Source organism: Methylobacterium sp. D48H (genome assembly GCF_053345715.1).
The window spans coordinates 93,649-120,465 of the sequence record NZ_JBKFAP010000018.1 but is presented as its reverse complement, the minus strand read 5'-3'; the positions used below and the strand labels follow the sequence as shown (position 1 = coordinate 120,465).

The window sequence follows — 26,817 nt, the reverse complement described above, 5'->3', positions numbered from 1 at the left end:
AGCCGAAGGTGGCGTTCGGGGCGTTGGCGGGCCCGTCGCCGAGATGGGTGGCGGTGGTGAACATGGTCTGGGCGATCTGCGGCGCCGTCAGGAACGGGAACGCCTGACGCAGGACAGCGGCGGCACCTGCTACGTGCGGCGCGGCCATCGAGGTGCCTTGCTTAGATCCGTAGTTTGAGCCGTTAAGCCCCGTTCCGACCTGGACGGTGGAGTAGATGTTTGTTCCCGGCGCGGCAATGCACCACGCCGCTGTGACACCGCACAGATTACTGAACCAGGCAATTCGGTTGCTGGAGTCAACTGCGACTACAGACATGATGTAGCCAGAAAGACTGGAGAAGTCGATCTTGCTCTGATCGACTGGTCCGACCGGAGCCACATCCACGCTTTCCATGTTGGCGGAGTTCAGTCCGCGGCGAGTGTAAAATTGGTAGATGCCGCTATTGGCATTTTCGGGCTTGATGAACGGGTATAGCGCGGCACCCGTCGGACTCGTCGTCACATCGGGTTGATCCAGACGTTCATTGCCAGCCGCAAACACCAAAAGCATGTCGCGGTCGACCGCCCGCTTTATCGCTCGATACTCATTAATATCGCCTAGCGTGTATTCTTGTGTCGTCAATCTCCGATAGGTTGGATTCGGAATGCCGTTACTATCGAATGGTTCGGAAACAGCAGGTCCATAGCTGCCATTTAAAACCCTAGCTTTCTGCTGAGCTGCGTAATCGATTGCATTTGCAGTATTTGTCAGGTCGAAGAGTGCTAGGAGCGTGCTGTCGAAAGCGACGCCCATCATACCCGTTCCGTTGCGGGCTGCTGCTATTGTTCCCGCTACATGGGTGCCGTGGCTTTTGGGGTCCGTGTCACCGAGCAGAAAAGGATCGTTTGGAGGAATGAAATTACGGGAATATGGAGAAATACGGCCGAGGCGGTTATTAAATTCGGGATGACTCGGGTCAATGCCGCTATCAACAACAGCAACCAGGACGCCGTTTCCGGTGAAGCCGCGCGCATAGGCTGTCGCGGCGTTGATCGCTGCCAACCCCCAATCAGCCCGGTATTCGGGCGTGTCGAACTGCGCCGCCGTCAACGGACCTCCGAAGGCATCGAAGGTCGAGGGCGAACGCGCCGGCACGGTCTGCGCCGCCACAGATCCCAGAGCCAGCGCGAGCGTCGCGAGCGAGCTGCCGACCAGCAATCCGAGCCGCACGGGGCCGCGCCGCCGGCTTCCGGCGTCCGCGCCCCGACTCGGATCACAGGATCCGGTCACACGCTCTACATCGCTATACTGTTGGACCACCGGACCGACCCCCGTCATGCCTGCCGCAAGCTTTGCACGGGGGTTAGAAAATGCGGGTTTAACGGACTATCACATTGCGGCCACACTCGGTGCCGCGCGCGACGTCCTGAAACGGGGATCCCCCTTTCTGGAACGGATAGCCCCCCGCAATCGCGAGCTTGGCCGAGCACCGCGGTTCGATGCGGCCAGATCGGGCCAAAACGGCGCCAGGACCAGCCCGCTCCCACGATGCGGCCACAGGCACTGGCGGAAGGTTCGCGAGGCGGTAAAGCGGCGGGCCGACGCCCGCCGATACCCCTCCGGTCCCGGCCGCCCGGAGACGGTCGGCGCCGCGCGCGTCATCGTCCGACGATCCTACCAGCGATAGGTGAGCGTCCCGAACACGCTCCGGCGGAACCCCTCGAAGACGTAGCCGGTGTAGAAGCCCGACGTGAAGTACCGCTGGTCGAAGATGTTGTTGGCGTTCACCGACAGGATTGCGCCCTTCCAGGCCGGGTTCAGCTGGGCGAGGTCGTAGTTCAGCGAGGCGTCGACGAGGGCGTAGGCCGGGATGCGATCGACGTTGGTGGCGTCCGTCCGCTCGCCGACGTAGCGCACGCCCGCCCCCGCCCGGAATCCGGCGAAGGGCGAGTTCAGCGGGAAGGTGTAGTCGGCGAAGAGGGACAGGGTGTTGTCCGGCGCGTTCGGCAGGCGATTGCCGACGAGCGCCGGGTTGGTCGCGTTCCGCGTGACCTTCGTGTCGAGGTGGGCGTAGCCGAAGATCAGGTTGAACCCGTCGAACAGGCTCGCCTTGCCCTCCAGTTCGAAGCCCCGCGACTCCGCCGCGCCGGTCACGATGAAGAAGCCGGGGTTGCGGGGATCGGCCAGGGGGATGTTGGTCTGCGTGATCTCGAAATACGACGCGGTGACGAGCGCGTTGGTGCCGACCGGCTGCCACTTGACGCCGCCCTCGATCTGGCTGGCCTCGCGGGGCGGCAGCGCCGACCCGTCCGCCCGCTGGCCGGCGATCTGCGGGTTGAACGACGTCGAGTAGGCGGCGTAGGGCACGATTCCGGCGGCGAACTCGTAGCCCAGGGCGGCCCGGTAGCTCAGGGCCGAGAAGTTCTGGTTGTCGACCGTCGTCCGGTTGAGGGTCGCGACCGGCAGGTTCGGGAAGTTGAAGGTGGTCCGGACCTGCTGGTCGACCCAGTCGTTGCGCAGGCTCCCCGTGAGGATGAAGCCGTTCCACTTCATCTGGTCCTGGACATAGGCGCCCGTCTGCTGCTGGAGCGCCCGGGTCGAGACGTTCGTGCGCTGCGGGAAGGCGATGCCGAGGTTGTAGACCGGATTGTACAGGTCGATCAGGCGGTTCGCGGCGATCGTCGGGTAGCCGTTCGGGAAGGTCCGCGCGTCGCGGCGGTAGTAGTTCTGGAAGCCGACGCCGAAGACGACGTCGTGCTGGATGTCCCAGGTGTCGAAGCGCCCCTGGATATAGTTGTCGGTCAGGAGCCCCTGGCTCGACTGGTCGCGCAGGTACGGGAAGACCGAGACGGCGAGGAAACCGGGCGGCGTGAAGGCCGGGCTGGCGCCGACCGCGTCGAACTTCGAGGTGGTCTCGTACGCCCGGAAGGCGGAGTGCAGCAGCCATCCCGGCGCGAAGCTGTGGTCGAGGATGTAGCCGATCTCCTTGTTCTCCAGGAGGCCGGTGTTGAAGTTCGGCTGCCCGACGAACGGGCTGCGCGGGAAGAAGCCGCGCGCGCTCGGCAGGATCGAGCCGACGATCGGCAGGCTCTGCTCCGAGCCGCCGCCGCGGTACTCGGCGTACTTGCCCAGCACCGTGAGCGACGTGTCGGCGTCCGGCCGCCAGGTCAGAGCCGGGGCGATGAAGGTCCGGTCATCCGGCGTGTACCTGACCTGGCTGTCGGCGTTGCGGACGAGGCCGGTCACCCGGTAGGCGAATTGCGGCGCCCCCTCGACCGGGCCGGACAGGTCGAAGCCGGCCTGGACGCGCCCGTAATTGCCGCCCTGGATGAACACCTCGTTGAACGGCACGAAGGTCGGGCGCTTCGAGACGAGGTTGATGATGCCGCCCGGCTGGCCCTGGCCGTAGAGGACCGAGATCGGCCCCTTCACGACGTCGATGCGCTCGTAGGCGTAGGGCTCGATGTTCTGGTCGAACGAGTTGAAGCCGTAGCGCAGGCCGTCCTCGTAGACGCTGTCGAAATTGTTGGCGTTGAACCCGCGCAGCGTGAAGGTCGGACCGCCCTGGCCGCCGGGATAGTCGACGGCCTGGACGTTGGGCGTGTAGGCGACCGCGAGGTTGACGTCCTGCACGCCCCGGACATTCAGCTCGTCGCGGGTGATGACGCTGACGGTGGCGGGCGTTTCCAGGATGGAATCGTTGCCCTTCGAGCCCGCCGTTGACCGGGTCGCGACGAAGCCCGTTGTCCCGAAGGTCGGCTGCTGGGCCTCGACCGAGAGCTCGTCGAGGGTGACCGACGCGGCGGTCGCCCCGACCGGCGTCGGCGCGTTCGAATCCCCCGGCGGCAGGGACGCCTGGGCGTAGCGCGGGTTCACGAGTGTGATCGTCGCGTGCTTCGCCGCGCGGTAGGTCAGCCCCGTCCCGTCGAGCAGCTGCGTCAGCGCCTCCAGGGGCAGGACGTCCCCCTCGACGCCCCGCGTCGCGAGGTTCTCGGTCAGCGCCGTCCGGTAGGCCAGCGACAGGCCCGTCCGCGCGATGAGGCTCGCCAGGGCCGGCTCGAGGGGGCCGGGCGCGATCGAGAGCCGGACGCGCCGCTCCGAGAGCGCGCGCGGCGGCGCGGCATCGCCGGTGGCGACGGGCACGATGTTGAGCCGCTCGCCCGCCCGCACGAAGGTCGGGGTGATCGAACGGTCCTGCGCGGCCGACGCCTGCCCGAGCGCGATCAGGGACGCGCTCGCCAGGGCCGCACCGCGCCATGGACCGCCCGGCGCGCGGCCGAGCGTGCCGCCAAGATCCCACACTGCCATTCATGCCCCCGTTCCGCGGAGGGCGGCGCGCTCGGCGCGCGCTCCGTGGCCCTCACGGACAAACGACAATCGAGGCGCGAAACTCCTGACCTCCCCGCGTCGGTTTTTTTCGCCTCGTCAGGCCGGCGGCCTGACGAGGACGAGGTACGGAGTCAGGCGCGTGACGCGCAGGCCCATCGTCGCGGCCAGAACGTCGAGCGCGTCGTCGGTGTCGCGGATGTCGAGCGTCCCGCTGAAGCGCTGCGCGCCGAGCCCCGAACCGAGCAGGACGATGCGCCCGCGCCGATAGCGGTTCAGGTCGGCCACGACCGCGGCGAGGGGCTGCCCCGTGACGACGAGCTTGCCCTCCCGCCACGCCGTGGCGCGCCCCACATCGCCGCGCTCGACCATCAGATGGCCGTCGGCGCTCCGGAGGGCGACCTCGCCGGCTCCGATGGTCACGGCGCCCGCGGTCGTCGACGCGTCCACGCGCCCCTCCGCCACGCCGACCGGTTCGGCGTCCCCGCCGGCCCGGACGAAGAAGCGCGTCCCCACAGCGCGCACCCGCAACCCGCCGCCGTAGACCACGAAGGGTCGGGCGCTGTCGGGCACGACATCGAACACCGCCTCGCCGCGCAGCAGGTGGACGTCGCGCGCGGCGGCCGTGAAGTGCAGGGCGAGCGCGGTGTCGGTGTTGAGGGCGGCGCGGCTGCCGTCGGGGAGCCGCGCCGTCTCGATGTCCCCGATCCCGGTCCAGACGTCGGCGCGGACACGGTCGAGGATCCCGCTCTCGTAGATGATGAATCCGGACAGGCCCAGCGCTGCCGCGAGACCGACGAGGCGCGTCGGCGGCGGCCGCCTGCGCCGGCGCGTATCGGGCACGCGCCCGGCGATGCCCCGCCACGCCTCCATCTCCGCGTAGGCCTCGGCATGGGCCGGGTCGGCGGCGCGCCAGGTCTCGAAGGCTGCCCGGTCGGCGTCGGTCGCGTCGGGGGAGGACAGGCGAACCACCCAGAACGCGGCCCGCGCGTAGATCGGGTCGTCCGCGGCCTCGTCGTCGCCCGCGGGCTTGCGCTCCTCCTCCATGTCGACCCGCTGCCCGCTCCGCCCGTCCGACCTATGAAGACCATCGAGGCCGCGAACTCCTGACGTGCCCGATCAGAAAAACTCGTGACACGCGCGACGAATGTGCAGCAGCGCCTTGATGAGGTGCTTCTCGACCATGTTGCGGCTGACGCCGAGACGGACGGCGACCTCCCCGTTCGAGAGGCCCTCGACGGTGCTGAGCAGGAACGCCTCCCGGCAGCGCGGCGGCAGCCCGTCGATCGTTGCCGCGACGAGGCGCAGCTGCTCGCGGGCGATCACCTGCGTCTCGGTCTGGGCGTGCCCGTCCACGACGCTCGACAGTTCGAGATCGGTTATGGATCGGAAGAGGCGCGCTTCGAACCGGCGGCGCTTGCCGAGATTGGCGGCGACGTTGCGCGCGAGGTGGAACAGGAAGAGGCGCGGATGCTCCAAGTCGGTGGTCGTGAGTGCTTTGACGAGGCGAAGATACGTCTCCTGCGCGGCGTCGGCTGCGTCGGCAGGGTTCCCGAGTTTGCGAAGAAGGAACCGCTGGAGGTTCAGGTTCTCACTGCGATGTAGGGCATCCAATGATACCGCCGCCATAACTCCAATCCTCAGGTGCCTCGCCGACGCACACGAGCGCGCGGCGCCGACCGATTAGACTGTCACGCCGAGGATAGACGCAAGCGTTCTGAACGCTTTTAGCCGATCTAAACTGATGCACCTGCTCTCAGCCAAACGCTTGTTCGGCCGCAACGAAACAGCGATGGGAATGCAGGGCCTTGAACTGGAATAGTTCTAGTAGCACGGCTGTTTTCCATGTTCTGTTGCATATCTGCGGCATGGATCGGGGCATGCCGGTGGCGTTCTGGGACCCGGATTCGCGCCGTTCGTGGTCGAGACGCGCTCAGCGTCCCGGGGCGGCCTTCCGTCAGACGTCGAACGCCCACGTCCTCGACATGGTGCTCGAACCCGGCCGATCGCGGAGCCGCCCGTTCCGGCCACGCACCTTCGCCTCGCAACGCGGCCTGCACTCTGGCGCTGCGAGGGTCTGAAAAGGGTCGGACTTGGTCCGTGCGGCTATTATCCGCTTCGCTACATCTGCCGTCCCACAGCAAAAATGGCGGCATTCCACCGGGAGCCGCCCTTCGGCTGTCGGCCCATCTCAGACGGCTACGCCCGTGGTGGGGAAGCCGACAGGCGGACGTTCTGATCTCCTGGCCGTATCATGGAGGTGCGGTGCGTGACGGCGATGATGGTCAACCCGTCAACAAGGTCACGTAAGCCGTCCATGATGTGCCGCTCGGTCTCGTCGTCGAGGGCCGAACTGGCTTCGTCCAGAACGAGAATCGCCGGTTCGCCGTAGAGCGCCCGCGCGATGGCGATGCGTTGCCGCTCACCGCCCGACAGCTTGAGGCCCCGTTCGCCCACGACGGTCTCAAACCCGTCCGGCATGGCCTCGATGCGCGTGAGGATGGAGGCCTGCGCGGAGGCCCGGCGGAGGCGCTCCGCGTCGAACGGACGGCCCAGCACGATGTTGGCCGACAGCGTATCGTTGAGCAGTGTCACCTCTTGCGGCACGACGCCGACATGGTTGAACCAATCATCGCTCGCGATGCGAGTCAGGTCGGTTCCGTCGGCGAAGATGTGGCCGCCGCTCGGTTGCAACCCCTTCAACAGCAGGCGAACGACGGTTGATTTGCCTGCACCGGTCTCACCCGTAAGGAAAGTCGGCGTGCCGCGGCGAGCGACGAAGGAGAGGTCGGCAACGCCACGACCATTGGCGTAGCGAAAGCTGACGTTCTCGAAAGCGACGATGCCGAGGGACGGCCGGTAGGGCAGCGGATCGGCGGGCTCGAGCTCTTCCGGTGCTCTCCACATCATCGCTAAGGGCCGGAAGCGGGCCGCTGCTTCGACCGACTCCTTGATGGCCATGCCGACCATATGGAACGGCTCATTCAACTGGATCAGCAACGTGTTGAAGAGCACGATGCCGCCAATCGAGATCAGGCCGCCCTCGAACCGGGGGACGAGGATCAGGAACGTGACCGTCAACTGCAAGGCTGCAGCGATGCCCAGAAGCCCACAGAAGGCGCTGCTCACCAGCGCGTAGCGCCGCAAATTCGCGAAGGCATCACCCGCGCTGGCAGTAAAGCGCTCGGTGATCCATCGTTCGCCGCGTGTCTGGCGCAGGGTGTCGATGACGGCGATGGCGTTGCCGACCAGGCGCGCATTGGCCTGACTTTGATTCATCGCCTCATTGAGAGCGGGTTTGACTTTGCCGATACGCGTGTAGTCGAGCGCGATCACGACCACGCCGTAGATGAATATGATCAGGGCTATGTCCCAGCTGACGAGGTTGCCGAGGACTAGGACGCTGAAGGCGATCTGGACGCATCCAGGGAGCAAGCCTCCGAGCCCGAGCTGGGTGATGAGGTTCAGCGTCTGGGTTCCCTGCTGACGGGCAGTCCCGATCTCCGCGGCGTTGTGCTCCAGGAAGAAGGCTGGCGTCTTGTGTAGGAGGCGCGCAAAGAAGGCCGTATTTGCAATGAACGATAGACGCTCCGCGCAAAGCACGATCAGGAACCGTGATCCAATGCCCAGAGCTTTCGCGCATCCGAACAGGAATGCGTAGGACATGAGGAGCGGGAGCGCGTCGGACCGCACTTGTCCGCGGGCCAGATCGTCGACGGCGCGTGAGAAAAGGTACGGAGCCGAGATCGAGGCCAATGCACCGAGCAAACTGGCCGAGATCACCGCGATGGTCGTCAGGCGGGCGTCACGCCAGTAGGCTCGCAGCAACGCGTTCAGAATCGATATCATTCGAAATTGCCAGGGAAAATCCTGAGGGCGATTTTCGAATCCCTCGCAAGCTTGAGGAATGCAAGATTTTTCGCGGCAACCCGCGACTGGATCTGTCCGCCGCGATGCATCCGCCGTCCGGGAGAGGACGGGCAAGAAGCCGACTATCCCGAATAGCCGCCCTGTTCTGCCCTATGACCGGATGACGATCGAATACCCGATATCAACACGCTACATGTCCGGCGCGGGATACATCACATACTGGCATGCCAATCGATTATCCCTCACGCAATCCGGAAATTCGACCCGCTCCGATCCAAGCATCAATACAAGTTCTATTTTACGGAGAACCAGAATGAACCAATAGGACCTGAGTACGAGAGCACCGCTTGACGCAGATCTGCACGCGATTCAATTGGGTTTCCCATCTTCCGCGACGTCCGCCGTGAGCGGGCCGGCGGCCATTTCCTCGATGTGTTCAATCGCGGCTTTCAGACTTATGAACGCGCCCAGCGGGCCGCGCAGGTGTACGACTATCTTTCGCCGACTGATCGGGGTGCCGTCCGCGCTGGGCTCGGAGAGCATCATCTCGAGAGCGAGGCGACCGACGCCTCCTCCGACGCCATGCGTCGATGTGGCTTCGAAGTAGATGACGGGAGCTTCGAGAGTACCTTCGACCTCACTGGGGACGATCGGAACGGAGCTGATCTTGGGACGGCTGGTCAACGGTGTGTCTCCGGTGTTGGCCGCGTCGAGGGTGCAACCGGCCACACTGAGCACGCCATGCGGGCGTGCGCCTTCGCCGATGTCCTTCCATCGCTGCCTGTTCGACCTCCTCTGTCGCGTGCCAACGGTCGCCCGACAGAGCCACGATGCGCCCCTATTCAAAAGTGTCGGGACGATCACCGTCTCCCTGAGAGAGCGAACAGAGGACGAGCGTCACCCGGATCGAGAGGCGGACCGTCGATCCTGAGCAGCAAATGCTCCGGCGATGGCACCGCCCCACCCTCCACTTCGAGAGTTCCGCTCACGGGATGACAAAGGGATCCTCGAAGCCGTCGGGATACGTCGAGCAGGCCGGGGCGTCATGGAATTTCCGGCACGGCCATTGCGATCGGGCAATTCGATCGACGAGCTCGAAACGAGAACCGGTCCAGTGGACGAAACCGAAGTGGGCCCAAGGGCCCGCGGCCTTCGGATCGTCCTTCTCGAGTGGTGGCGAGTCAGGATCGAATTCCATGATCCAGCGCATGGTGGGCGCATAAGGCAGCTTGTCGTCGAGCAGAAACAGGACGCTGCCGCCGTACTTCGTCTGACGCACGCGGTCGTCGGAGCTCAGGACCGGATCCGCCGGCAGCACGTCCGCACTGACATCCCGCAAGGCGCCGTCGGCAGCGAACCGAAAAGCCTTCCGACCCATGCCGTTGTGGCAATCCAACCCCGCCTCACCCTCGTCGCATCGTACGGGCCAGATCAGGTACACGGTGTCTCGGGGGTCCGCTCCCTCGAAGCTGCGGACCATGAACGCGCCGGCCCCCAGCGTGAAGTCAGGACGGCGCCCGAAGCCGGGAGCCGCCAGGTAAAAAGCTTTGCGCAGATCCTCACGGCGCGTGTCACGTTCGAGGTCGAACGCTCGGACAGGGAGGGCCAAGACAGCGTGTGCCACGTGCTCAGGAGCCGGGCCGAAGCAGTGATCGTCGAAATGAAGCCCGAGGAACGAGGTCCCTCCGCCCGCGTCGTGGGGCTTGCAGATCGCCCCCATGGTCCACCCAACCTCGAGGGGCATCCACGGACTTGGCATGATCGCCGAGACCCGAGGAAAGACGGGCTCGGCGTCAAACAGCTTCATGGCCGCGGGACGCACGATGGCCCCACGTGCGTCACCCAGTCCCGGAGCATGCCCTCGCGCGCACCCAATGCTGTAAAATCCGACCAGTGATGCGGCCACAAAGAGACGGGATAAGGAATTCATCCGACGACCTTGTCGCACGTCCGCGAATAAGCGACGTCACCAGCTATGGTTCAGCAGGAACTCGGCCCTGTATGGTTGGCGAATGTTAGGCTTGCTCATTGCCGCGAGCCACCAACATTCCTGCTCTGACTTCGGCAACCGTCGCAGACCCGTCGGACAAATCCGAGTCCGCGCGGCGCAAGCGCCTGTGTTTCTGTACGCCGCGTAACAGGCGTCGTCACGCCACGGCGATGAGCTAGTCCGCTGGACAAGCTCATCGAGGTCTATGGTTCTGCGGGCCTGCGCCGTCACCCGCAGTGAACCGCGGCGGCTTTCCCGGAGCCTGTCCGGTTCGGGTCAGGCGGCCAAGGCTTGGACCAAGGCCTGGACCAAGGCCTGGACCTTGGCTTCGGCAGAAGCGGCGGGTTTCCGTCTCGGCGGAGGCAGCGTGCCGATCGGTTGGAGCGGCCGCCGGTGGTTGAACCAGTCGACCCATTCGAGGGTGGCGTACTCGACCGCCTCGAACGAGCGCTCAAGATCTCACGCCGCAGCGTCCATCGCGCCCTACAGGACGCAGCATCACCGGAATCGCTCGGGCCGTCCCCGCCCCTCGAATGACTGGTCGGGCCGCTCGCGCCCCTCGTGTGACTGTACCATCGGGCTCCAGAAGCCATCCGGCGACCAACTGTGCGGCTGCACGGGAACATGCCCGCCGTCCCAGTTGCGAGGCCTCATGTCGGCGATCAGCCTCGACCCAGTCTCGTAGCGGTACATCTCACGGTGGTCGCCATCGGCGCGGCGTCGCACCGCGCTCAGGTCCGTGGTGATGTCGATGGGAGCCATCTTCCGGGAAGCGCTGCGCGGCGCGCGCTTCGCGGTCACGGGCTTCGCATCGAAATAGTCACGGTAATCCCCGTACGACTCGACCGCCATCGCGCCGACCGTCGATCCGAGAAGTATGGCGGCTGCGAGCAACGTCTTCACTATCCCACACCTTCTGCATGCATGGTGGCGTCTAGCAGATCCGCGTTTACGTCGGCCCGCCGAACTGTGTAGGATTGTAGGCGATCTTCCAGAGGATGCGGTGACGTGCGGCACAGGCCGGATGCCGCTCAGGCCGCACGAAGGCGCGGCTCTCCAGCTCTCACGCGGCTCCTGATTTTGCTCTGCCGCGCATCCCGATCTTCCTGGCGCAGGGCAGCACGGACAACCGCGTGCCGCCGCGGGTGACCGAGGACCATCGCGCGCGGCTGTGCCGAGCCGGCAGCCGGGTCGCGTTCGACCGCGTGCCTGGCGTGGGACATCTGTCGATGGCCAAGGACGCTGCGCCGGCGGCCCTCGACCGGATCGGTGACCGCTCCGCCGGCGTGCGGGCACCGAGCGAGTGCGGCGAGCCTTGACCGCCGGACGGCGCCCTTTAGGGTCGGGTCTCTCCGCTGGGCGAATTCGAGACTGAGGTGGTACCGCCTCAGGATATGCGACCGAGCGAGCCACGTGGCGCGGGAGGCGGGTCCATGACGGACATTCTCATCGTCGGCGCGGGGCCGGTCGGTCTGACCATGGCGGCGGAGCTGGCCCGCTACGGCGTCGGAGTGCGCCTGATCGACCGCGCCCCGCACGCCACGGAGACCTCGAAGGCCCTCGTGGTCTGGTCGCGCACCCTCGAACTCATGGATCGCATGGGTTGCACGCGAGCCTTCCTGGATGCGGGACTGCGCGCTCCCGGTGCCTCGATCCGCAGCGGCGGCAAGGTGCTCGGCAGCCCGCGCCTGGAAGGCGTGGCGAGCGCGTACAACTTCGCCTTGATGATCCCACAATGCGAGACGGAGCGCCTGCTCACCGCGCAGCTGGGCGCCTTCGGCGTCGAGATCGAGCGTCAGGTCGAGCTGGTCGACTTCGCCGAGACGGCCGACGGCATCGACGCGCACGTGCGACACGCCGACGGGCGCGAGGAGACGGTGAGGACGCCGTGGCTGATCGGCTGCGACGGTGCTCACAGCACGGTCCGGCACAAACTCGGCATCCCGTTCTCCGGCTCGGCGCAGGGGGACGACTGGCTGCTCGCCGACGTGCGCCTCGAGGGGCCCGCAGCACCGCCGGCGGACGAGATCGCGACCTACCTGCACCGTGACGGCCCCTTCGTCGTCTTCCCGATCCCGGGCGGTCGGGCGCGCGTCATCGCGACGGTGGGCAAGGCGGATGCGGCGCACCCGCGGCCGGAGCCCACCCTCGACGACGTGCAAGCCCTCGTCGATCAGCGCGCCGGCGGCGGCTTCCGCGTGTCTGACCCGGTCTGGTTGACGCACTTCCGCATCAACGAGCGCAAGGTCGCGGATTACCGGCGCGGGCGCGCCTTTCTCGCCGGCGATGCGGCGCACATCCACAGTCCCGCAGGCGGACAGGGGATGAACACCGGTATGCAGGACGCGGTGAACCTCGCCTGGAAGCTGGCGATGGTGGTGCGCGGTCAAGCGAGCGCGTCCCTGCTCGACAGCTACAGCCCAGAGCGCAGCGCGGTCGGGGAGCTGGTCCTGCGCAACGCGACCCGGCTGACCGACATGGCGACGCTGTCGAACCCGGCGGCGCAGACGGCGCGCAACCTCGCGCTGCGCTTCCTGCTCGGCCTCCATGTCGTCCGCGACCGGATGGCGACGCAGCTGAGCGAGATCGAGATCGCCTATGCCGACAGCCCGCTCTCCCTCGGACACGGCGCCGGGGCGCGTTGGGAGCCTGCTGCCTACGCGGGACCGCCCCCGGGCGCCGGCAGCGAGCCGCGCTTCGTCCTCTATGCGACGGACGCGACGCGTGGGGCTGAACTGATCGAGCGCTTCCCCGGCCTGCTCGAACCGACGCGTCGGTCGCTGCCGAGCTGTTCCGACCTCATCGTTGTCCGACCCGACGGCTATATCGGTCTGGCCGCGAGGGACGGCGCGTGGGAGACCGCCGAGCAGTATCTGCGAGCCCTCGCGTAAGGTCCGAGCACCACCTGCTCCGCGCTCGTCTTCTGACCTCGCCGCATGCCCGACTCCTTCGGTCCTGGCCGATCCTCTCAATCAGCCCGGTCCAGAGCCAGTCGGTCAGGTCACACCGGTCTGTCCGTCACGCCCGCTTCGTCACCGCCGCCCACGCGACGTCCCTGGAATGGTCCACGTCGCGCTCAGAAGCGCAGCTGCATCCGAGCAGTCCCCGCATGCGAGAGGAAGTGATCGCCGACTTGACCCTGATACTCGCCGGTCACCTCGATGCCGCCACCGAGGCTGATCTGAAAGCCCAGCCCCATCTCGCCGAGGCGATCGGGGATCGACGATTCCGTAGCGAACAGGCCGAGAGCGCCGGTCCCCTGGAAGCTCGCCCTGCCGGTGAAATGGTCGTCCGAGAGGAGCGTCACGCCGAGGATACCGTAAGGCCGGATCCAGCGCCCCGCATCGAGGTCGATCCGGCCGCCGATCTCCAGCATCGGGCTGAACGCCACCAGCGTCTTGGCGACCGGTCGCATGTCGAGGTTGAAGCCGAGGGCCCCGGTCTCTGAATAGGCGGGACTGTAGCTGTAGAGCAGATCCAGATCCGCGTAGGGCTTGAGATACCAATCGCCGAACAGGACTTGGTAGCTTGCCCGCAGCCGCCCGCCCGACGAGAGGATCCCGGACTTGCTGCGCGCCGTGGCCGTGGCGCCGCCGAAGTCGATCAGGCGCCTGTTCTCGGCCCAGGAATATCCGAGATTGGCCGATGCCGCGAGCAGCCAGGGGCCGATCTGGTGCTTGAGCGCCGCCGAGACATCGCCGGCATCGCTGGTCGTCCCGGTGATCCGGTCGGGATCGCTCTGGATGGCGCGGGTGTAGGCGCCGGTCAGACCGAAGAACCAGTCAGGGGCGAACTCGGTCTGGAGGCCGGTCTGGTAGCTGAGGGCGGTCTGGCGATAGCCGCCGTCCTCCGCGGTCGCGGAAAGGGTCGTGTGGGCGCTCGTGATCCGCCCCCAGACACACTCGCCCTCACGCAGGAGCGTGCCGGTGCCGCTGAAGGCCGGACAGCTCATGGCCCGCTGAAGACCTTTGCGGGTGTCGAGCGTCCGGTCGGTCAGGCTGTCCTGGTTGGACTCGGGCTTCAACTCGTCGAGGGCGGCGGCGTAGGCCTTCTGGCTGTCGACCGAGAGGAAGCGCCCGTAGAGCGTTCCGAGCTGCCTGGTATTGCCGTCCCAGGCGTCCTGCAGGCCCTGTGCGACGCTGCGCTGGTCCGGCGTGAGCGTGACGCCCGTCGGCTCCGTGAACCGGGCTCTCGGGACCAGGGAGAGGGTGTCGCCCGACGCGACGATCGACCAGGAGATCGGAACCGCGCCGGAATGGAGGCTGCTGCCGACAGCCATGGCGCCGCTCTCCACGACCTGACCGGCCCGGAGGAAGGCGTACCGGCCGGGCAGCAGCCCGTCGATCAGATGCGGCTCGACGAGGCCCTTCAGCGATGCGGTGCCGGTGACGGTGAGGAGATCGGCGCGCAGGGCCCCCTCCGGCGCCAGGGGCGCCACGTCGACGAGCATCCGCCCGTACGCGCTCTGCTCGAAATTGCCGGTCACAGTCGCTCGGGCGACCTTGCCGACGCCGCCGATGTCGAGGGTGGCGCTGTTGTGCAGGCGGCCGTTCGGCCCCAGGGCGATGACGCCTTCGGGTCCGGTGCGCAGGATCGCCGAGGTCCCACCCGTGTTCTGGAAACCGCCGTTGACGAAGGTGACGCCCCCCGCCTGGCCGGCGGCCAGGTCCACGTCGCCGATCACGGTGCCGTAATTGTTGATCTCGCCGGCGGAGAACGCGCCGATGATGGCCCGGCCCGAAGCCGCGCTGACCACGGCGCGCCCGCCGATCACGATCGTAGTGGAGCGCCCGCCGTCGATGCGGATCGCCGCCCCGGTGCCGCTGCCGCCCGTGACGAGGCCGTTCACCTGGAGGCTGATCCTGCCGCCCCGCTCCGGGTCGGGTTCGAGGCTCCCGTCGGTGCGTTGGACGCCGGACTGGACGAAGATCGCGTTCGCGTCGCGGCCCGACGCGATGATCGATCCGGACGACGCGACGGAGATGTCGCCGCCCTTGCCGGTCGCGTTCAGACGGCTCTGACCCGACGCCCCGGCGGCCGGGCCGGTGAGGTCCAGGAGCAGGCCGCCGCCGCCTCCGAGGCTCTGGGCGAGGAGGCCGTGGGACTGGGTGCCCGACGTGCGGATCGCGCTGCCCTCCTCCAGCGTCACCCGGATCGTCCCACCGTTGCCGTCGGACCCGTCGCGCAGGGCGTAGGGCACCGCGTATCCCATCGCCTGGTGCGCGCCGCCGTAGCCACCGCCGCCGCCGATCGACTGCAGCAGCAGCGCCGGCGCCGCGTCGCCGACGGTGGAGACCTGCGCGCCCGCGGTCAGGCTCACCGCGACCGGGCCGCCGCTCCCCGAGGCGCCGCCCGCGCCGCCGATCCCGAACGTGTAGCGGTGGCCGCCCGGGCCGGCCGCCACCGAGGCGAGACCGCCGCCGCCGCCGATGCTCTGCGCCAGGATGCCCACCGCCCCGAAGCCCGTCGTGGCGACCGTGCCGGATTGCACGATCGTCACGCCGCCACCGTCGCCCGCCACGCGCCCGGAGCCGCCGAGCGTCAGGCTGCCGGATCTCTCGGAGACGCCGGCCGGATCCTCCGGTGGGGCGATCCGCTCGATGTCGAGCGCGGCGAGCAGGGCGTCCGCCAGCGCCTGGGCGTCGCTCCTCGTCCCGCCCTTCGTCTCGCTCTTGGTCTGGCTCTGAACCTGGCTCGCGCCCGGCTCCTTGGATGATCTCGTCCCCTCCGCCGCAGCGGCGGGGGTGTCGGCGTCGGGGGTGTCGGCGTCGGCCTCGGCGGAGGGCGCCGAGAAGCTTCCGCCACCGCCGCCGATGCTCTGGGCGACGACGGCATGCGCCTCGGCCCCGGCGGTGGTCACCGAGCCGCGGTTATCGACCTGGACAGATCCGCCCCGGGCGCCGTTCCCTCCCGATCCGCCGACGGTCAGGTTGAGCGTCAGGCCCTTGTTCGCTTGGCTGCCGGCGACCGTGGCGCCGACGCCGTTGCCGCCGCCGCCGCCGATGCTCTGCGCGTAGAGGCCGTAGGCGGCATCGTCCGCGGTGGCGACGGAACCGGTGTTCACGATCTTGGCCGTGCCGCCGATGTTGCCGCTGCCGCCCGTGCCGCCCAGCGTCGCCGTCACGGTCGTCCTGTTGGTCGCCTCCGCGTAGGCGAGGCCGCCCTGGCCGCCGCCGCCGCCGATGCTCTGCGCCAGGATGCCGTGCGCGCCGATCCCCATCGTCCGGACGGTGCCGCCGTTCTCGACCGAGACGGTACTGCCGTTCCCGCCCTGCGCGCCGCTCCCGCCGAGCGACAGGGTGAACGCCACGTCGGGCAGCTTGGTGGCGCCCTTCTTCTGCGCGTCCAGATAGCTCGAGACGCTGCCGCTGTAGGACTTGAGCGCCTTGCCGAAATCCGAGTTCTTGAGCTGATCCGCCAGGCCCTTGTACGTGTCGCTGGACTTGATGTCCTTCAGGAATCGATCGAGATCGTCCTTGTTCTCCTTGTCCTTCGCCCACTCCTGGTAGGCGGCGACACCGATCGTCTTCTTGATCTGCGTCCAGATCGTTCCGACGGTGTCGGGGTCGGAAACGTCACGCGCCGCGACGCTGCCGCCCATGCCGCCGCCGCCGCCGACGCTCTGCGCCACGATCCCGTGCGAGCCGTCGCCGCTGGTCGCGATCGCGCCGGCGGCGGCATTGGTGACGGTCACGTCCCCGCCGCTGCCGCCGCTGCCGCCCTGGCCGCCGAGCGTCAGGCCGACGGTGAGCTTGCCGACGGCCGATCCGGACACGGTGCCGCCGTTGCCGCCGCCGCCGCCGATGCTCTGCGCCTCGATGCCGTGGGCGTTCGACCCCCCGGTCGTGATCGCGCCCCGGTTCGTCACCGTGACCGCGCCGCCGACATTGCCCTTGCCCTTCCCGCCGCCGATCGTCTCCGTCACCGAGAGGGTATCGGCGATCGGAAGCTTTCCGACGAGGCCGTTCAGGGTCTTGTCGAAGGAGAAGCCGGGGGCCGCTAGGCTCGCGGCGTTGCCGCCGTTGCCGCCGCCCCCACCGATGCTCTGCGCGAGGATGCCGACCGCGCCGGCTCCCCCGGTGGTGACGCTGCCGGACTGCGTGACCGTGACCGCGCCGCCGATCCCGGCGACGCCCGCGGTGCCGCCGACGCTCCGCGCCACCGTGACATTCTGCTTGAGGCTCAGGCTGTTGCTCGTCGCGGTCGCGCCCCCGCCATTGCCGCCGCCCCCGCCGATGCTCTGGGCCTGGATGCCGATCGCGCCGTCCCCGGACGTGCGCACCGCGCCGCTATTCGCGGCGGTGACGGTGCCGCCATTGCCGCCGCCGCCGCCCGTCCCGCCCAGCGTGGAGGTGGCGGACACGGCCATCTGGCCCGGCGGAGCGACCGCCAGCGCGTAGGCGGCGGCATCGCCGCCGATCCCGCCGCCGCCGCCGACGCTGAGGACCAGCAGCCCCGCGGCCGCGTCGCCGTAGGTGGTGACCCGGCCGGCATTGATCACGCCCGCCGGGCCGCCATTGCCGCCGTCGCCCCCCGAGCCGCCGATCGCGGTGGAGAAAGCGAAGCTCGGCAGCGACTGCCCGCTCGGCGTGGCCAGGGGCGTCGTGATCGCCGTCGCGCTGGCCAGGCCGCCGACACCGCCGCCGCCGCCGATGCTGAGGACGGCCAGGCCGTCCGCCCCGAGACCGGCGGTGGTCACGGTGCTGCTGCTCTCGATGCGGGCCTCGCCGCCGTTGCCCCCCTTGCCACCGGATCCGCCGATCGCCCACGAGGCGGAGAGCGCCGCGCCCACCGCGATGCTCCTGACGTCGCCGCCGGCGCCGCCGCCGCCGCCGATGCTCTGCACCAGCACGGCCGTCGATCCCGCCCCGCCGGTCTCGATCGCGCCGGCCCGGCCGGTGAAGCGCGCGAGACCGCCATCACCGCCGCCGCCGCCGCTGCCGCCCAGGCCGACCGCGAAGAAGGCCCCGGCCGGGAAGGCGCCGCCACCGCTGCCGCCGCTGCCACCGATGCTCTGCACCAACGCCCCGAAGGCCGAGTCGCCCTCGGTCGTGATCCGACCACCCGCGTTGACGATCTCCGCGGTCCCGCCCGCGCCCCCGGTCCCACCGGCCCCGCCGCGGCCGAACCAGAACGAGATGCCTCCGGCACCGCCGCCGCTCCCGGGCGCCACGTCGAGCGCCGCGAGCGGCAGGGCCGAGAGGGCGCTGCCGCCGCCGATGCTCTGCGCCACGAGGCCGGTCGCCCCGGCGCCGGACGTCGTCACCGTCCCGCTGTTGGTCAGGGTCACCGATCCGCCCGGGGCGGCATCGCCCCCGCCGCCGCCGCCGAACACGCCGCCGCCGCCCTTGCCGCCCGGCCCGCCGACCGATTGCGCGACGAGGCCCAGGGCGTAGTCGCCCGCCGTGACGATCGTGCCGCTCTGGGTCACCGTGACGGTCCCGCCGTCACCGCCCCGGCCACCGGGCCGGCCGCCGGCATCGGGCTGTATCCCGCCGTCGCCGCCGATGCTCTGGACGAGGCCGCCGAGGGCAGAGTCGCCGGAGGTCCGGATGGTCCCGGCCATGTCGAGGCGCGCGGTGCCGCCCGCGCCGCCCGGCGTCACGAAGGGGTTGCTGTAGAAGGTCCCGGACCCGCGGATCGAGCCCGCGCCGCCGATGGACTCGACGATCACCGCGGTCGCCCCGACACCGTCGGTCGTCACCTGCCCGGAGCGTGTCACCGTGAGCGCGGCCGCGCCGCCGGCGCCGCCCCGTCTGGAGGCGGTCTGGTCGGCGTCGGTGCCCCCGCGGCCGGCATCGCCGCCGACCGCACTGACCCGGACCCCCAGGAAGGCCTGCCCCTCGGTCGCGACGCGGGACGACAGGGTCAGGGTCGCCGGCCCGGCATCGCCGCCGGCGCCGACATCCTTCTGGGCGTCGCCGCCGTTCCCACCCCGGGAGAAGACCCAGAACCGCGGGATCGGCCGGAACTGGAGCTGGGAGACGCGGGCGCGCGTCGTGTAGCCGACCTGATCCCCCTCTCCGCTCACATCCTCTCCGAGCGTCACCGCGACGGCACCGCCGCGCCCACCGCTCGCGCCCGGGACGGATGCCAGCCCCACGATCGCGTCGCCGCGCCCGCCCGCTCCCCCCACCGAACCGGTCCGGATCGTCGCGGCGAGGTCGTTGCCGGCGGCCGCGGCATCGACATTGATCAAGGACAGGTCAGGGCCGTCGGCACCGGCCGTCGCGACGACATTCGACGCGATGACGTTGGCTCTACCATCGCGGCCGCTGGTGGCGGTCACCACCTCGGGCCGAGGTCGCTCCGCGGCGCGCGCCGGCAGGTCGAGGACCAGGACCAGGCCGGTGCTGGCCGCGACGACGAGCCGTCCGCCATCGCGGATTTTCCGGTCGCGGCGTGGGACACAGAGCTGACCTGGCCGGTGACCCATCAGGAACGCGTCTCTCTGCGCCGCTGTCTCAAGAAAAAAATCCGGGCCCTCGCGGCTCAGGGCACCCAGCGATCGTCCACACGAAGTTTTGAATGCATTCCTCTCACATGGTTAACAAAACGTTTAGAACGATCTTTCGGGCCGATGATGGTCCTATTTTTCCCAATTCTGGAGCAAATGTGCGGACTGAGATCGATATTTCTGACAGCGACCGAACCCATATTTCTTGGTGAATTCACGATTTTTAGTATCTGAGTCCATGTTTAAATGTCCTCAGATATTCGAGGCCGCGCCTGGAGCGAATTGCACGCGTCGCGGGTGCAGCAATATGGTTGCGGTGGATTTCAGACGGACGGCGTTGCCCACCCCGTCGGGGGACGCGTTTCACACTGCCACAGGCCGGAGACGGAACAGGAATGACGGCTGTCCCTCGACGACCGTCCTGCCGGGTCTCGTCGCCGTAGCCGGCCGTCGGAACCGGCCACGTTCGCCGAGCTGCTCGGTGAGGCGAGGCGCGCCGGCGTGGCAAATAGCGACGCCCTCGATATATTAGGATCCGCTAAATAAGAGACCCTGAGAGCGCCCGGATCCGGACCGATGGACGTCGTCACGCCGAACGAACTGCTGCGCCTTCAGGACAGGGCCGGCGACGCGGCCCGTCTGCTCCGTCTCCTCGCCAACGAGAAGCGCCTGCTCATCCTGTGCCTGCTGGTCGCCCGCGGCGAGATGGACGTGACGAGCCTCGCCGAGGCGGTCGGACTCAGCCAGTCGGCCCTGTCGCAGCACCTCGCCAAGCTGCGGGAGGACGGGCTGGTCGCGTACCGGCGCGAGAGCCAGACGCTCCACTACCGCCTGGAGGATCCCCGGGTCGCCCGCGTGCTGGCGACCCTCAAGGACATCTTCTGCCCCGAACTCGCCTGACCGCGTCAGCCACGCAGGATCTCCACCGCGAGTCCCGATCGGTCCGGCCGGTTGCGCAGCCGCAGGCTCGGCCCGCTGCGGCGTGACGCCATCGCGGCGATGGCGAGAGCGAGCCCGCGGCCCGTCGCGCGCGGCGATCGCGGAGGAAGCCCGCGCGCTCCGGGAAGCCGGCCGGCGCGTCGCTCCGGCGCTCGCAGGCTTGCCGCAGAACATTAGGGTGCGCTAAATAAGAACTGTCTAATGTTCTCGCGCGGGACAGCGTTCTCCGCCGCCGAGCCGGGCCTCGCCTGGACCGGAGCTGTGGGCAGATCGAGATGGATCACTTCACCCCGGTCGGCGCCCTTCTCGGCGGAGCGATGATCGGCGCATCCGCGTCGCTCCTCCTCCTCCTCACCGGGCGCGTCGCCGGCATCAGCGGCATCCTCGGCAGCCTCCTGGTCCCGCCCGCGCGCGGGACCGCTTGGCGGGCCGCCTTCGTGGCGGGCCTCGTCCTGGCGCCGGTCGCTTACAGCGGTCTCGGGGGCGACCTGCCGCCGGTGACGATCGGGGCGTTGTTCCCGCTCCTCGTCGTCGCGGGCCTGCTGGTCGGCTTCGGCGCGCGCCTCGGATCCGGCTGCACCAGCGGCCACGGCGTCTGCGGCATAGGCCGCGGCTCGCCCCGCTCGCTGGCCGCGACCGGCACGTTCATGACCGTCGCGATCCTCACCGTCCTCGTCGCGCGGCGTCTCGTCGGAGCCTGAGCCATGGCCAAGACCGTCTCCGCCCTCGCCGTCGGCCTCCTGTTCGGCCTCGGCCTCCTCGTCTCGGGCATGGCCGACCCGGCCAAGGTCCTGGCCTTCCTCGACGTGACGGGCCGCTGGGACCCGAGCCTCGCCCTCGTCATGGCGGGTGCCGTCGCGGTCTCGGCCGCCGGTTACCGCTTGGCGCTGCGGCGCGGCCGGCCGGTGCTCGCGCCCAGGTTCGATGTCCCGACCCGGCGCGACCTCGACCTGCGTCTCATCGCCGGGGCCGCGATCTTCGGCCTCGGCTGGGGCCTGGTCGGCCTCTGCCCCGGCCCCGCCCTCACCATCCTGACGGTGGCCCCGGCCGAGGCCCTGACCTTCGTGGCGGCGATGGTCGCCGGCATGCTGCTGTTCCGCCTCGTGCCGCCGGTGCGTCCGAAGCCGAAGGCCGTGCCGGGAGCCGGCGCCTGAAGCGCACCGCTCGGGCAAGCGGGTTCGCTGCGTCGGGATCGGACGCTCCCGCCATGTCGTCCGCGTGCCGGCGTCGCCGTGCGCTCGCGGTCCGACAGCCCCAAGGCGACGCTCTGCGGGCGCGGCGGGCACGGCTCGGGTCCGGAATCCGGCATCGCTCCGGTGGTGGCGGCCGCGACGGCGATGCGGCTCCAGCCTTCGGGTCTCGCGCTCCGCGCATCGGGCACGACGGAGCGTCGGCGACGCTGTCAGTCGGTGGGCTGGAGCCGCAGAGCGATGCCCCAGGGATCGCGGACAACGAGCGCGCCGTCGTCCGCGTCGAGGGGCGCGCCGGCCTCGCGCAGACGGTCTCCCGTCGATGCCAGGGTCGGTCGATCGACCAGCAGCAGCACCTCGGCGAGGCCCGTCCGCCCCTCGGATCTGACGGCCGCACCGCGGCTGTTCCAGACGTTGCCGGCCAGCTGATGGTGGTAGCCGCCGGAGCCGAGGAACAGGGCCCCCGGATAGCGGCACATCACGTCGAAGCCGAGCAGGTTCGCGTAGAAGCGCTCCGCCGCTCCGAGGTCGCCCACCTGGAGATGGACGTGCCCGACGCAGGCGGCGGCCGGCATCGCCGACCAGGGACGTGTCGCGGCACCGACGATCCCCGCCTGATCGAGCCGTTCGTTGCGCATCACGACCGAACCGTCCGACGCACGCGGCCACGCCGATGCCGGGCGATCGACGTAGATCTCGATGCCGTTGCCTTCCGGATCGTCGAGGTAGACGGCCTCGCTCACGAGGTGGTCGGCGGCGCCCGTGAGCGCGATGCCGTGCCTCTCCGCGTGCAGGAGCCAGGCACCGAGGTCACTCCGGTCGGGTAGGAGGAACGCCGTGTGGAACAGGCCGGCCTCGCGCGGGTCCCGTGACCGCGCGTTCGGGTCACGGCGCAGGACGAGGCGCGTCGCGTCGCCCGTCCCGAGCTGCGCGGCACTCTCGGTCTCCGAGAGGATGCCGAGCCCGATGATGTCCCGGTAGAACCGCGTGAGCGCGTCGAGGTCGTGCACGGCCAGGGTCACCGCACCGATCCGGTACGGCGCCTCGGCCAGGACGCGGTCCGGCCCGGCCTGGGGCCGGCTCGAAGCGGGTGTCGCCATGGTTCGTCTCCCGATCTCTGTCCGTCCGGCAGGTGGGATCGCCGGCCGGTCCTCAGCGGCTTCTCGTCTCCCGGGCGGCGGGCTCCGGCGCCCCGCGCCAGGATCCGAACAGGCTGAAATGCGGGGTCCCGCCCTCGGACGCGACCGCGACCGTCGCCGTGCGGCCCGCGACCAGGCGGGTCTCGTCGGGAACGTCGTCCAGCTTGATCCGCACCGGGATGCGCTGGGCCAGCCGGACCCAGGCGAAGGTCGGGTTGACGCTGGCCAGCAGGTTCGAGCCCGCCGTGCGCTCGCGGTCCTCGATGCCGCCCGCGAAGCTCTCAACGCGGCCGTTCAGCGTCGACGTCTCGCCCATCAGGCGGACGCTGGCCTTGTCGCCGACATGGATGCGCGGGAGCTTCGTCTCCTCGAAATAGCCCTCGACGCGCAGCGTGTCGCTGTCGATGAGCGCCATCACGCCCCGCCCGGTGGACACGTAGGTGCCGGGACGCAGCTCCATGTTGGTGATGCGCCCGTTGACCGCGGCCTTCACCGCGGAGCGTTCGAGGTTGAGCTTGGCGAGGTCACGGTCGGCCACCGCCTGCCCGTACGCCGCCCTGGCCTCCAGGTCGGTCGCCCGGGCGGCCTCGACCCTCTGCTGGGACGCGGCGGCGTCGCTGAGCTTCTGATAGCGGACGTAGTCGGCGGCGGCCCGCTCGGCGGTCGCCTGCTTGCCCTCGACCACCGCCTCCGCCTGGCGCAGGGCGAGATCGAAGCGCTCGGGATCGATGCGGAACAGCACGTCGCCCCGCTTCACCACCTGGTTGTCCGCCACCAGCACCTCGGTGACGAGGCCGGAGACGTCGGGGGCCACCTGCACCACGTCGGCGCGCACGCGCCCGTCGCGGGTCCACGGCGCCTCCATGTAGTAGTCCCACAGCGCCAGCCCGACGACGATCGCGGCGGCGACCGTCCCGAGGGTGACGAGGAGGCGGAACGAGAGGGCGAGAAGCCGGGGCATGGAGGGATCCGGAAGGTGTGGGCAGGGCGAGACCGGGCGGCCGGACGAGCCCGCCGTTCAGGAGGTGAGAGGGACCGCGACCGAGACGACGAGGCCGAGGAGCACGACGTAGAGGGCGAGGTCGAACAGGGGCCGGTGCCAGACCATGCGGTAGAACCCGGTCCGGGCCAGCACCCGCCGCAGGAGCAGGCTCAGGGCGAAGGCGATCAGCATCCAGGCCGCGAGGCTCGGCACGAACACACCGTACAGGTCGAGTTCACCCGTCATGCCGCGAGCTCCGGATGCGTGGTGGTGGGCAGCGTCGACCGGTAGGGCGGCGCGTCCGGGAACAGGCCGCGCCGGACGCCGACGAGACCCATCAGCGCGGCCCGGCCGGCCGCCCGCCGCGCGTCGCGGGAGACGGCGTCGAGGGCCCCGTCGACGGCCTCGAGCAGGCCGGGGGCGGGCTTTCCCGGCTCGGCCGCGAAGTGCCGCGACAGCGCGACGAGGAGTGCCTCGACCGCCGCCCGGGCCGGCTCCGAGAGCTGCCGCCGGTCGCGCCGCAGTTCCACGACGTTGATGCCGACCCGGACCTCGGCGAGGAGGTCGGCGGTCCATTCCGCGTCGTCGGACGGCAGGGCGGCCAGCCGCGGCGCGATCAGGCCGACCCGGTCGAGCATCAGCGCGGCGAGTTCGAGACCGTTCTGCGCGCCCTGGCGCCCGGCGGCGCGGGCGAGGCTGCGGCGGTTGACGGCCCGCAGGCGCCGCGCCGACCAGCCGGCGCCGACCGAGCGGACGAGGCGCGTGACGATGGCCGCGACCCACATGCCGACGATGACCGCGACGGAGGCGTTGGTGAAGGCCGCGAAGTCCCCCGTGTAGCTGCCCTGGAGGGCGATCATGGCCGAGCCGTTGACCGCCGCGCCCATCGCCAGGGGCGCGGTCCTCGGCTGGGCCATGAACACCCCGCAGGCCAGGAGGGCCGGGGACAGCGCCAGGGCCAGCATCTCGAAGGTGGTGGCCAGCGGCAGGACCGCGAACAGGTAGGCGCCCGCCCCCAGGGCGCCGACGATGGCCGAGTTGGCGAAGCTGACGATGAACGGGGCGGGATCGTCCTGGGCGGCGAAGAAGCAGCAGCCGACCGCGGCCATCATCGGGGCCGCCGAGCCGTGCGGCCATCCGGTCGCGATCCAGATCGCGCAGGTGACCAGGATGGTCAGGAACACGCCCAGGGCCGACAGCAGCGCCATGCCGTGGTCGCGGTGGCGGATCGTGCGCGCCGCCGCGGTGTACCGGAAGGTCAGGTCCTCGGTGACCGGCGTCCCGTCCGCGATGTGCCGCTGCAGGATCCGGGCGTCCTGGCGCAGGTCGATGAAGTCGCGCAGCCGCGCCAGGAGGCTCGCCAGCACGAGGGCGTCCCAGGACGGCCGCTCCCCGAGCCCGGGTTCGAGGGCGTCCGCCTCGGCCTTCAGGCGGTCGGCCTCGGCCTGTTCGGTGGTTCCGGAGGCGAGCCAGCCGGCCATGGCGTCGAGGAGGGTGCGCAGGCGCTGCGGCAGCGCGCTCGCCCGCTCCAGCGTCTCGATGCGGTCCGAGACCGCCGAGGCGATGGGCAGGAACATGAGCATGTGCTGGCGCAGGGTCGCCATGGCATCCGCCGAGCGTTCCGCGCCGGTCATGTCGTAGCGCAGCGGCGTCGCCAGGGCATCGAACGCGACCGCGTCCGAGGCCAGCTTCAGCCGGGTGGCCTGCGTGTCCGTCGTCGCGCGGGTGCGGCCGAGGACGTCGATGACCCAGCCCCGCGCGTCGCGCAGCCAGAGGTCGAGCCGGCCGGAGATCACTGGCGCCACCGATTGCGGCAGCACGATCGTGTTCACGAGGCTGGCGCAGAGGATGCCGAGGGTGATCTCCTCGGCCCGGGCCACCGCGACATCGAACATCGTCCCGGGATCGCCCACGGCCGGGAAGCCGATCAGCGCCGCCGTGTAGCCGCCGAGCATCATCAGGTAGCTGCGCGGGGTCCGGTCGAGGAGGGAGAAGTACAGGCACGTCGCGACCCAGGTCGCGATGGCGAGCGTCAGGAATTCCGGCGCGTTCACGAGGTTCGGCACGAGGGCGACCGTGACCACGGCCCCGAGCAGGGTGCCGAGCACCCGGTAGAGCGCCTTGGAGCGGGTGGCGCCGGCCAGCACCTGGCTGGTGATGTAGACGGTGCCGAGCGCCCAGTAGGGGTTCGGCAGATCGATCCAGAACGCCAGGAACAGGGCCAGCATGCCGGCACCGAAGGTCTTGAGCGCGAAGGCCCAGTCGCGCCAGCCGGGGAGCGTCATTCCGCGGCCTCGCCGCGACGCGCCCCGGCCTCCGCCCCGTCGAGCCCGGCCTCGCCGCGGAGATGATCCTGCAGGGCCTGGAACACCCGCAGGCCGGCCTCCAGGTCCGCGGCGCTCACGGTCGCGAACACCGTCTCCCTGAGGCGCTCGAGATCCGCCTCGATCCGCGCGACGACCGCCTGTCCCGCGGGCGTCAGGGTCAGCACCTTCGCGCGGCGGTCGGTGGGGTCCTCCCGGCGCGCGACGAGGTCCGCCTTCTCCAGTTGATCCAAGAGCCGCACCAGCGACGGCCCCTCGATGCCGATCGCGTCCGCCAGGGTGGTCTGGCGCGGCTCGCCGCCCATGCGGGCGATCAGCACCAGCGGCAGGGCCTTGGCCTCCGAGATGCCGTGGGCCTCGGTCGCCGCGTTGGCCAGGCGCCGCCACTGCCGTCCGGAGAGCAGCAGCGTGTGGGTGTAGGCCAGACGGAGCTGCCGCAGGGTCTTGGCTGCCATCTCAAGCCTCCCGGCGGATCGTGGTGACGCGCATCGGGCGGCCCCGCACCGATATTGATAGTAACCTATCGATTGGCGCGGCGCCGTTCAAGGGCGCGCGCCGGCGGGCCACAACGCGCGGTGGTCCATCCCGCGGATCTTCGAGGCCGGAAGCCCGGTCCGCGA

Annotated in this window: 19 protein-coding genes; 5 read left to right on the top strand and 14 right to left on the bottom strand. The window is 69.6% G+C overall.

Translation table 11 applies throughout. The features are described from left to right. From ACLBX8_RS23500 to ACLBX8_RS23465, 8 genes are all read right to left on the bottom strand, one after another. On the bottom strand, positions 1-1,210 hold a 1,210-nt coding region (locus ACLBX8_RS23500; protein WP_447715806.1), incomplete at its 3' end, for a S8 family peptidase. A gap of 444 nt (positions 1,211-1,654) precedes the next feature. After that, positions 1,655-4,288 (bottom strand): TonB-dependent siderophore receptor, encoded by a 2,634-nt coding sequence (locus tag ACLBX8_RS23495; RefSeq protein ID WP_447715805.1) that lies wholly within the window; start codon positions 4,286-4,288, stop codon positions 1,655-1,657. Between the two features lie 117 nt (positions 4,289-4,405). Then, the gene (locus tag ACLBX8_RS23490; protein WP_091981566.1) at positions 4,406-5,353 is read right to left on the bottom strand and encodes a FecR family protein; all 948 of its coding nucleotides are present in this window, start codon (positions 5,351-5,353) and stop codon (positions 4,406-4,408) included. Positions 5,354-5,425: 72 nt separating this feature from the next. Next, positions 5,426-5,935, bottom strand: coding sequence for an RNA polymerase sigma factor (locus tag ACLBX8_RS23485; protein WP_447700297.1), 510 nt, complete (start codon positions 5,933-5,935; stop codon positions 5,426-5,428). Between the two features lie 570 nt (positions 5,936-6,505). After that, positions 6,506-8,155 (bottom strand): ABC transporter ATP-binding protein, encoded by a 1,650-nt coding sequence (locus ACLBX8_RS23480; RefSeq protein ID WP_447715804.1) that lies wholly within the window; start codon positions 8,153-8,155, stop codon positions 6,506-6,508. 390 nt (positions 8,156-8,545) lie between these two features. Next, positions 8,546-8,860 (bottom strand): hypothetical protein, encoded by a 315-nt coding sequence (locus tag ACLBX8_RS23475; RefSeq protein ID WP_447715803.1) that lies wholly within the window; start codon positions 8,858-8,860, stop codon positions 8,546-8,548. A gap of 301 nt (positions 8,861-9,161) precedes the next feature. Next, entirely contained in the window at positions 9,162-9,983 is an 822-nt protein-coding gene (locus ACLBX8_RS23470) for a hypothetical protein (RefSeq protein ID WP_447700299.1), read from the bottom strand. 681 nt (positions 9,984-10,664) lie between these two features. Beyond that, positions 10,665-11,069, bottom strand: coding sequence for a hypothetical protein (locus tag ACLBX8_RS23465; RefSeq protein WP_244527014.1), 405 nt, complete (start codon positions 11,067-11,069; stop codon positions 10,665-10,667). Positions 11,070-11,251: 182 nt separating this feature from the next. On the opposite strand from ACLBX8_RS23465, the gene ACLBX8_RS23460 reads away from it, so the two are divergent. Together ACLBX8_RS23460 and ACLBX8_RS23455 are read left to right on the top strand one after the other, a co-directional pair. Continuing rightward, a complete protein-coding gene (locus ACLBX8_RS23460) occupies positions 11,252-11,485 on the top strand; it encodes a lipase family protein (protein WP_447715807.1) in 234 nt (77 codons plus the stop codon). A gap of 114 nt (positions 11,486-11,599) precedes the next feature. Beyond that, complete coding sequence (locus ACLBX8_RS23455; RefSeq protein ID WP_447700300.1) at positions 11,600-13,057, top strand: FAD-dependent monooxygenase; 1,458 nt, start codon at positions 11,600-11,602, stop codon at positions 13,055-13,057. Positions 13,058-13,242: 185 nt separating this feature from the next. Here ACLBX8_RS23455 and ACLBX8_RS23450 read toward each other — a convergent pair whose 3' ends face one another. After that, positions 13,243-19,602: an autotransporter outer membrane beta-barrel domain-containing protein gene (locus tag ACLBX8_RS23450; protein ID WP_447715802.1), complete on the bottom strand. Its 6,360-nt coding sequence runs from the start codon at positions 19,600-19,602 to the stop codon at positions 13,243-13,245. Between the two features lie 597 nt (positions 19,603-20,199). Here ACLBX8_RS23450 and ACLBX8_RS23445 point away from each other — a divergent pair. From ACLBX8_RS23445 to ACLBX8_RS23435, 3 genes are all read left to right on the top strand, one after another. Then, entirely contained in the window at positions 20,200-20,523 is a 324-nt protein-coding gene (locus ACLBX8_RS23445) for an ArsR/SmtB family transcription factor (RefSeq protein WP_020095886.1), read from the top strand. Between the two features lie 314 nt (positions 20,524-20,837). Further along, positions 20,838-21,263: a YeeE/YedE family protein gene (locus ACLBX8_RS23440; RefSeq protein WP_447715801.1), complete on the top strand. Its 426-nt coding sequence runs from the start codon at positions 20,838-20,840 to the stop codon at positions 21,261-21,263. A gap of 3 nt (positions 21,264-21,266) precedes the next feature. After that, a complete protein-coding gene (locus tag ACLBX8_RS23435) occupies positions 21,267-21,716 on the top strand; it encodes a DUF6691 family protein (RefSeq protein WP_447715800.1) in 450 nt (149 codons plus the stop codon). A 248-nt stretch (positions 21,717-21,964) separates the two neighbouring features. Here the strand turns inward: ACLBX8_RS23435 and ACLBX8_RS23430 are convergent, their stop codons facing one another. Genes ACLBX8_RS23430 through ACLBX8_RS23410 form a run of 5 tightly spaced genes read right to left on the bottom strand, consistent with a single transcriptional unit; the run spans position 21,965 to position 26,652 of the window. Next, positions 21,965-22,852 (bottom strand): VOC family protein, encoded by an 888-nt coding sequence (locus ACLBX8_RS23430; protein ID WP_447715799.1) that lies wholly within the window; start codon positions 22,850-22,852, stop codon positions 21,965-21,967. 52 nt (positions 22,853-22,904) lie between these two features. Next, the gene (locus tag ACLBX8_RS23425; protein ID WP_020095882.1) at positions 22,905-23,852 is read right to left on the bottom strand and encodes an efflux RND transporter periplasmic adaptor subunit; all 948 of its coding nucleotides are present in this window, start codon (positions 23,850-23,852) and stop codon (positions 22,905-22,907) included. Between the two features lie 57 nt (positions 23,853-23,909). Further along, positions 23,910-24,119 (bottom strand): DUF1656 domain-containing protein, encoded by a 210-nt coding sequence (locus tag ACLBX8_RS23420; protein WP_056524255.1) that lies wholly within the window; start codon positions 24,117-24,119, stop codon positions 23,910-23,912. Then, positions 24,116-26,158, bottom strand: a complete 2,043-nt coding sequence (locus ACLBX8_RS23415; protein WP_447715798.1) for an FUSC family protein — start codon at positions 26,156-26,158, stop codon at positions 24,116-24,118. Before ACLBX8_RS23415 ends, ACLBX8_RS23420 begins: the two co-directional genes overlap by 4 nt. Continuing rightward, on the bottom strand, positions 26,155-26,652 hold the full coding sequence (locus ACLBX8_RS23410; RefSeq protein ID WP_020095879.1) for a MarR family winged helix-turn-helix transcriptional regulator: 498 nt from the start codon (positions 26,650-26,652) through the stop codon (positions 26,155-26,157). Before ACLBX8_RS23410 ends, ACLBX8_RS23415 begins: the two co-directional genes overlap by 4 nt. Between the last annotated feature and the right edge of the window lie 165 nt (positions 26,653-26,817).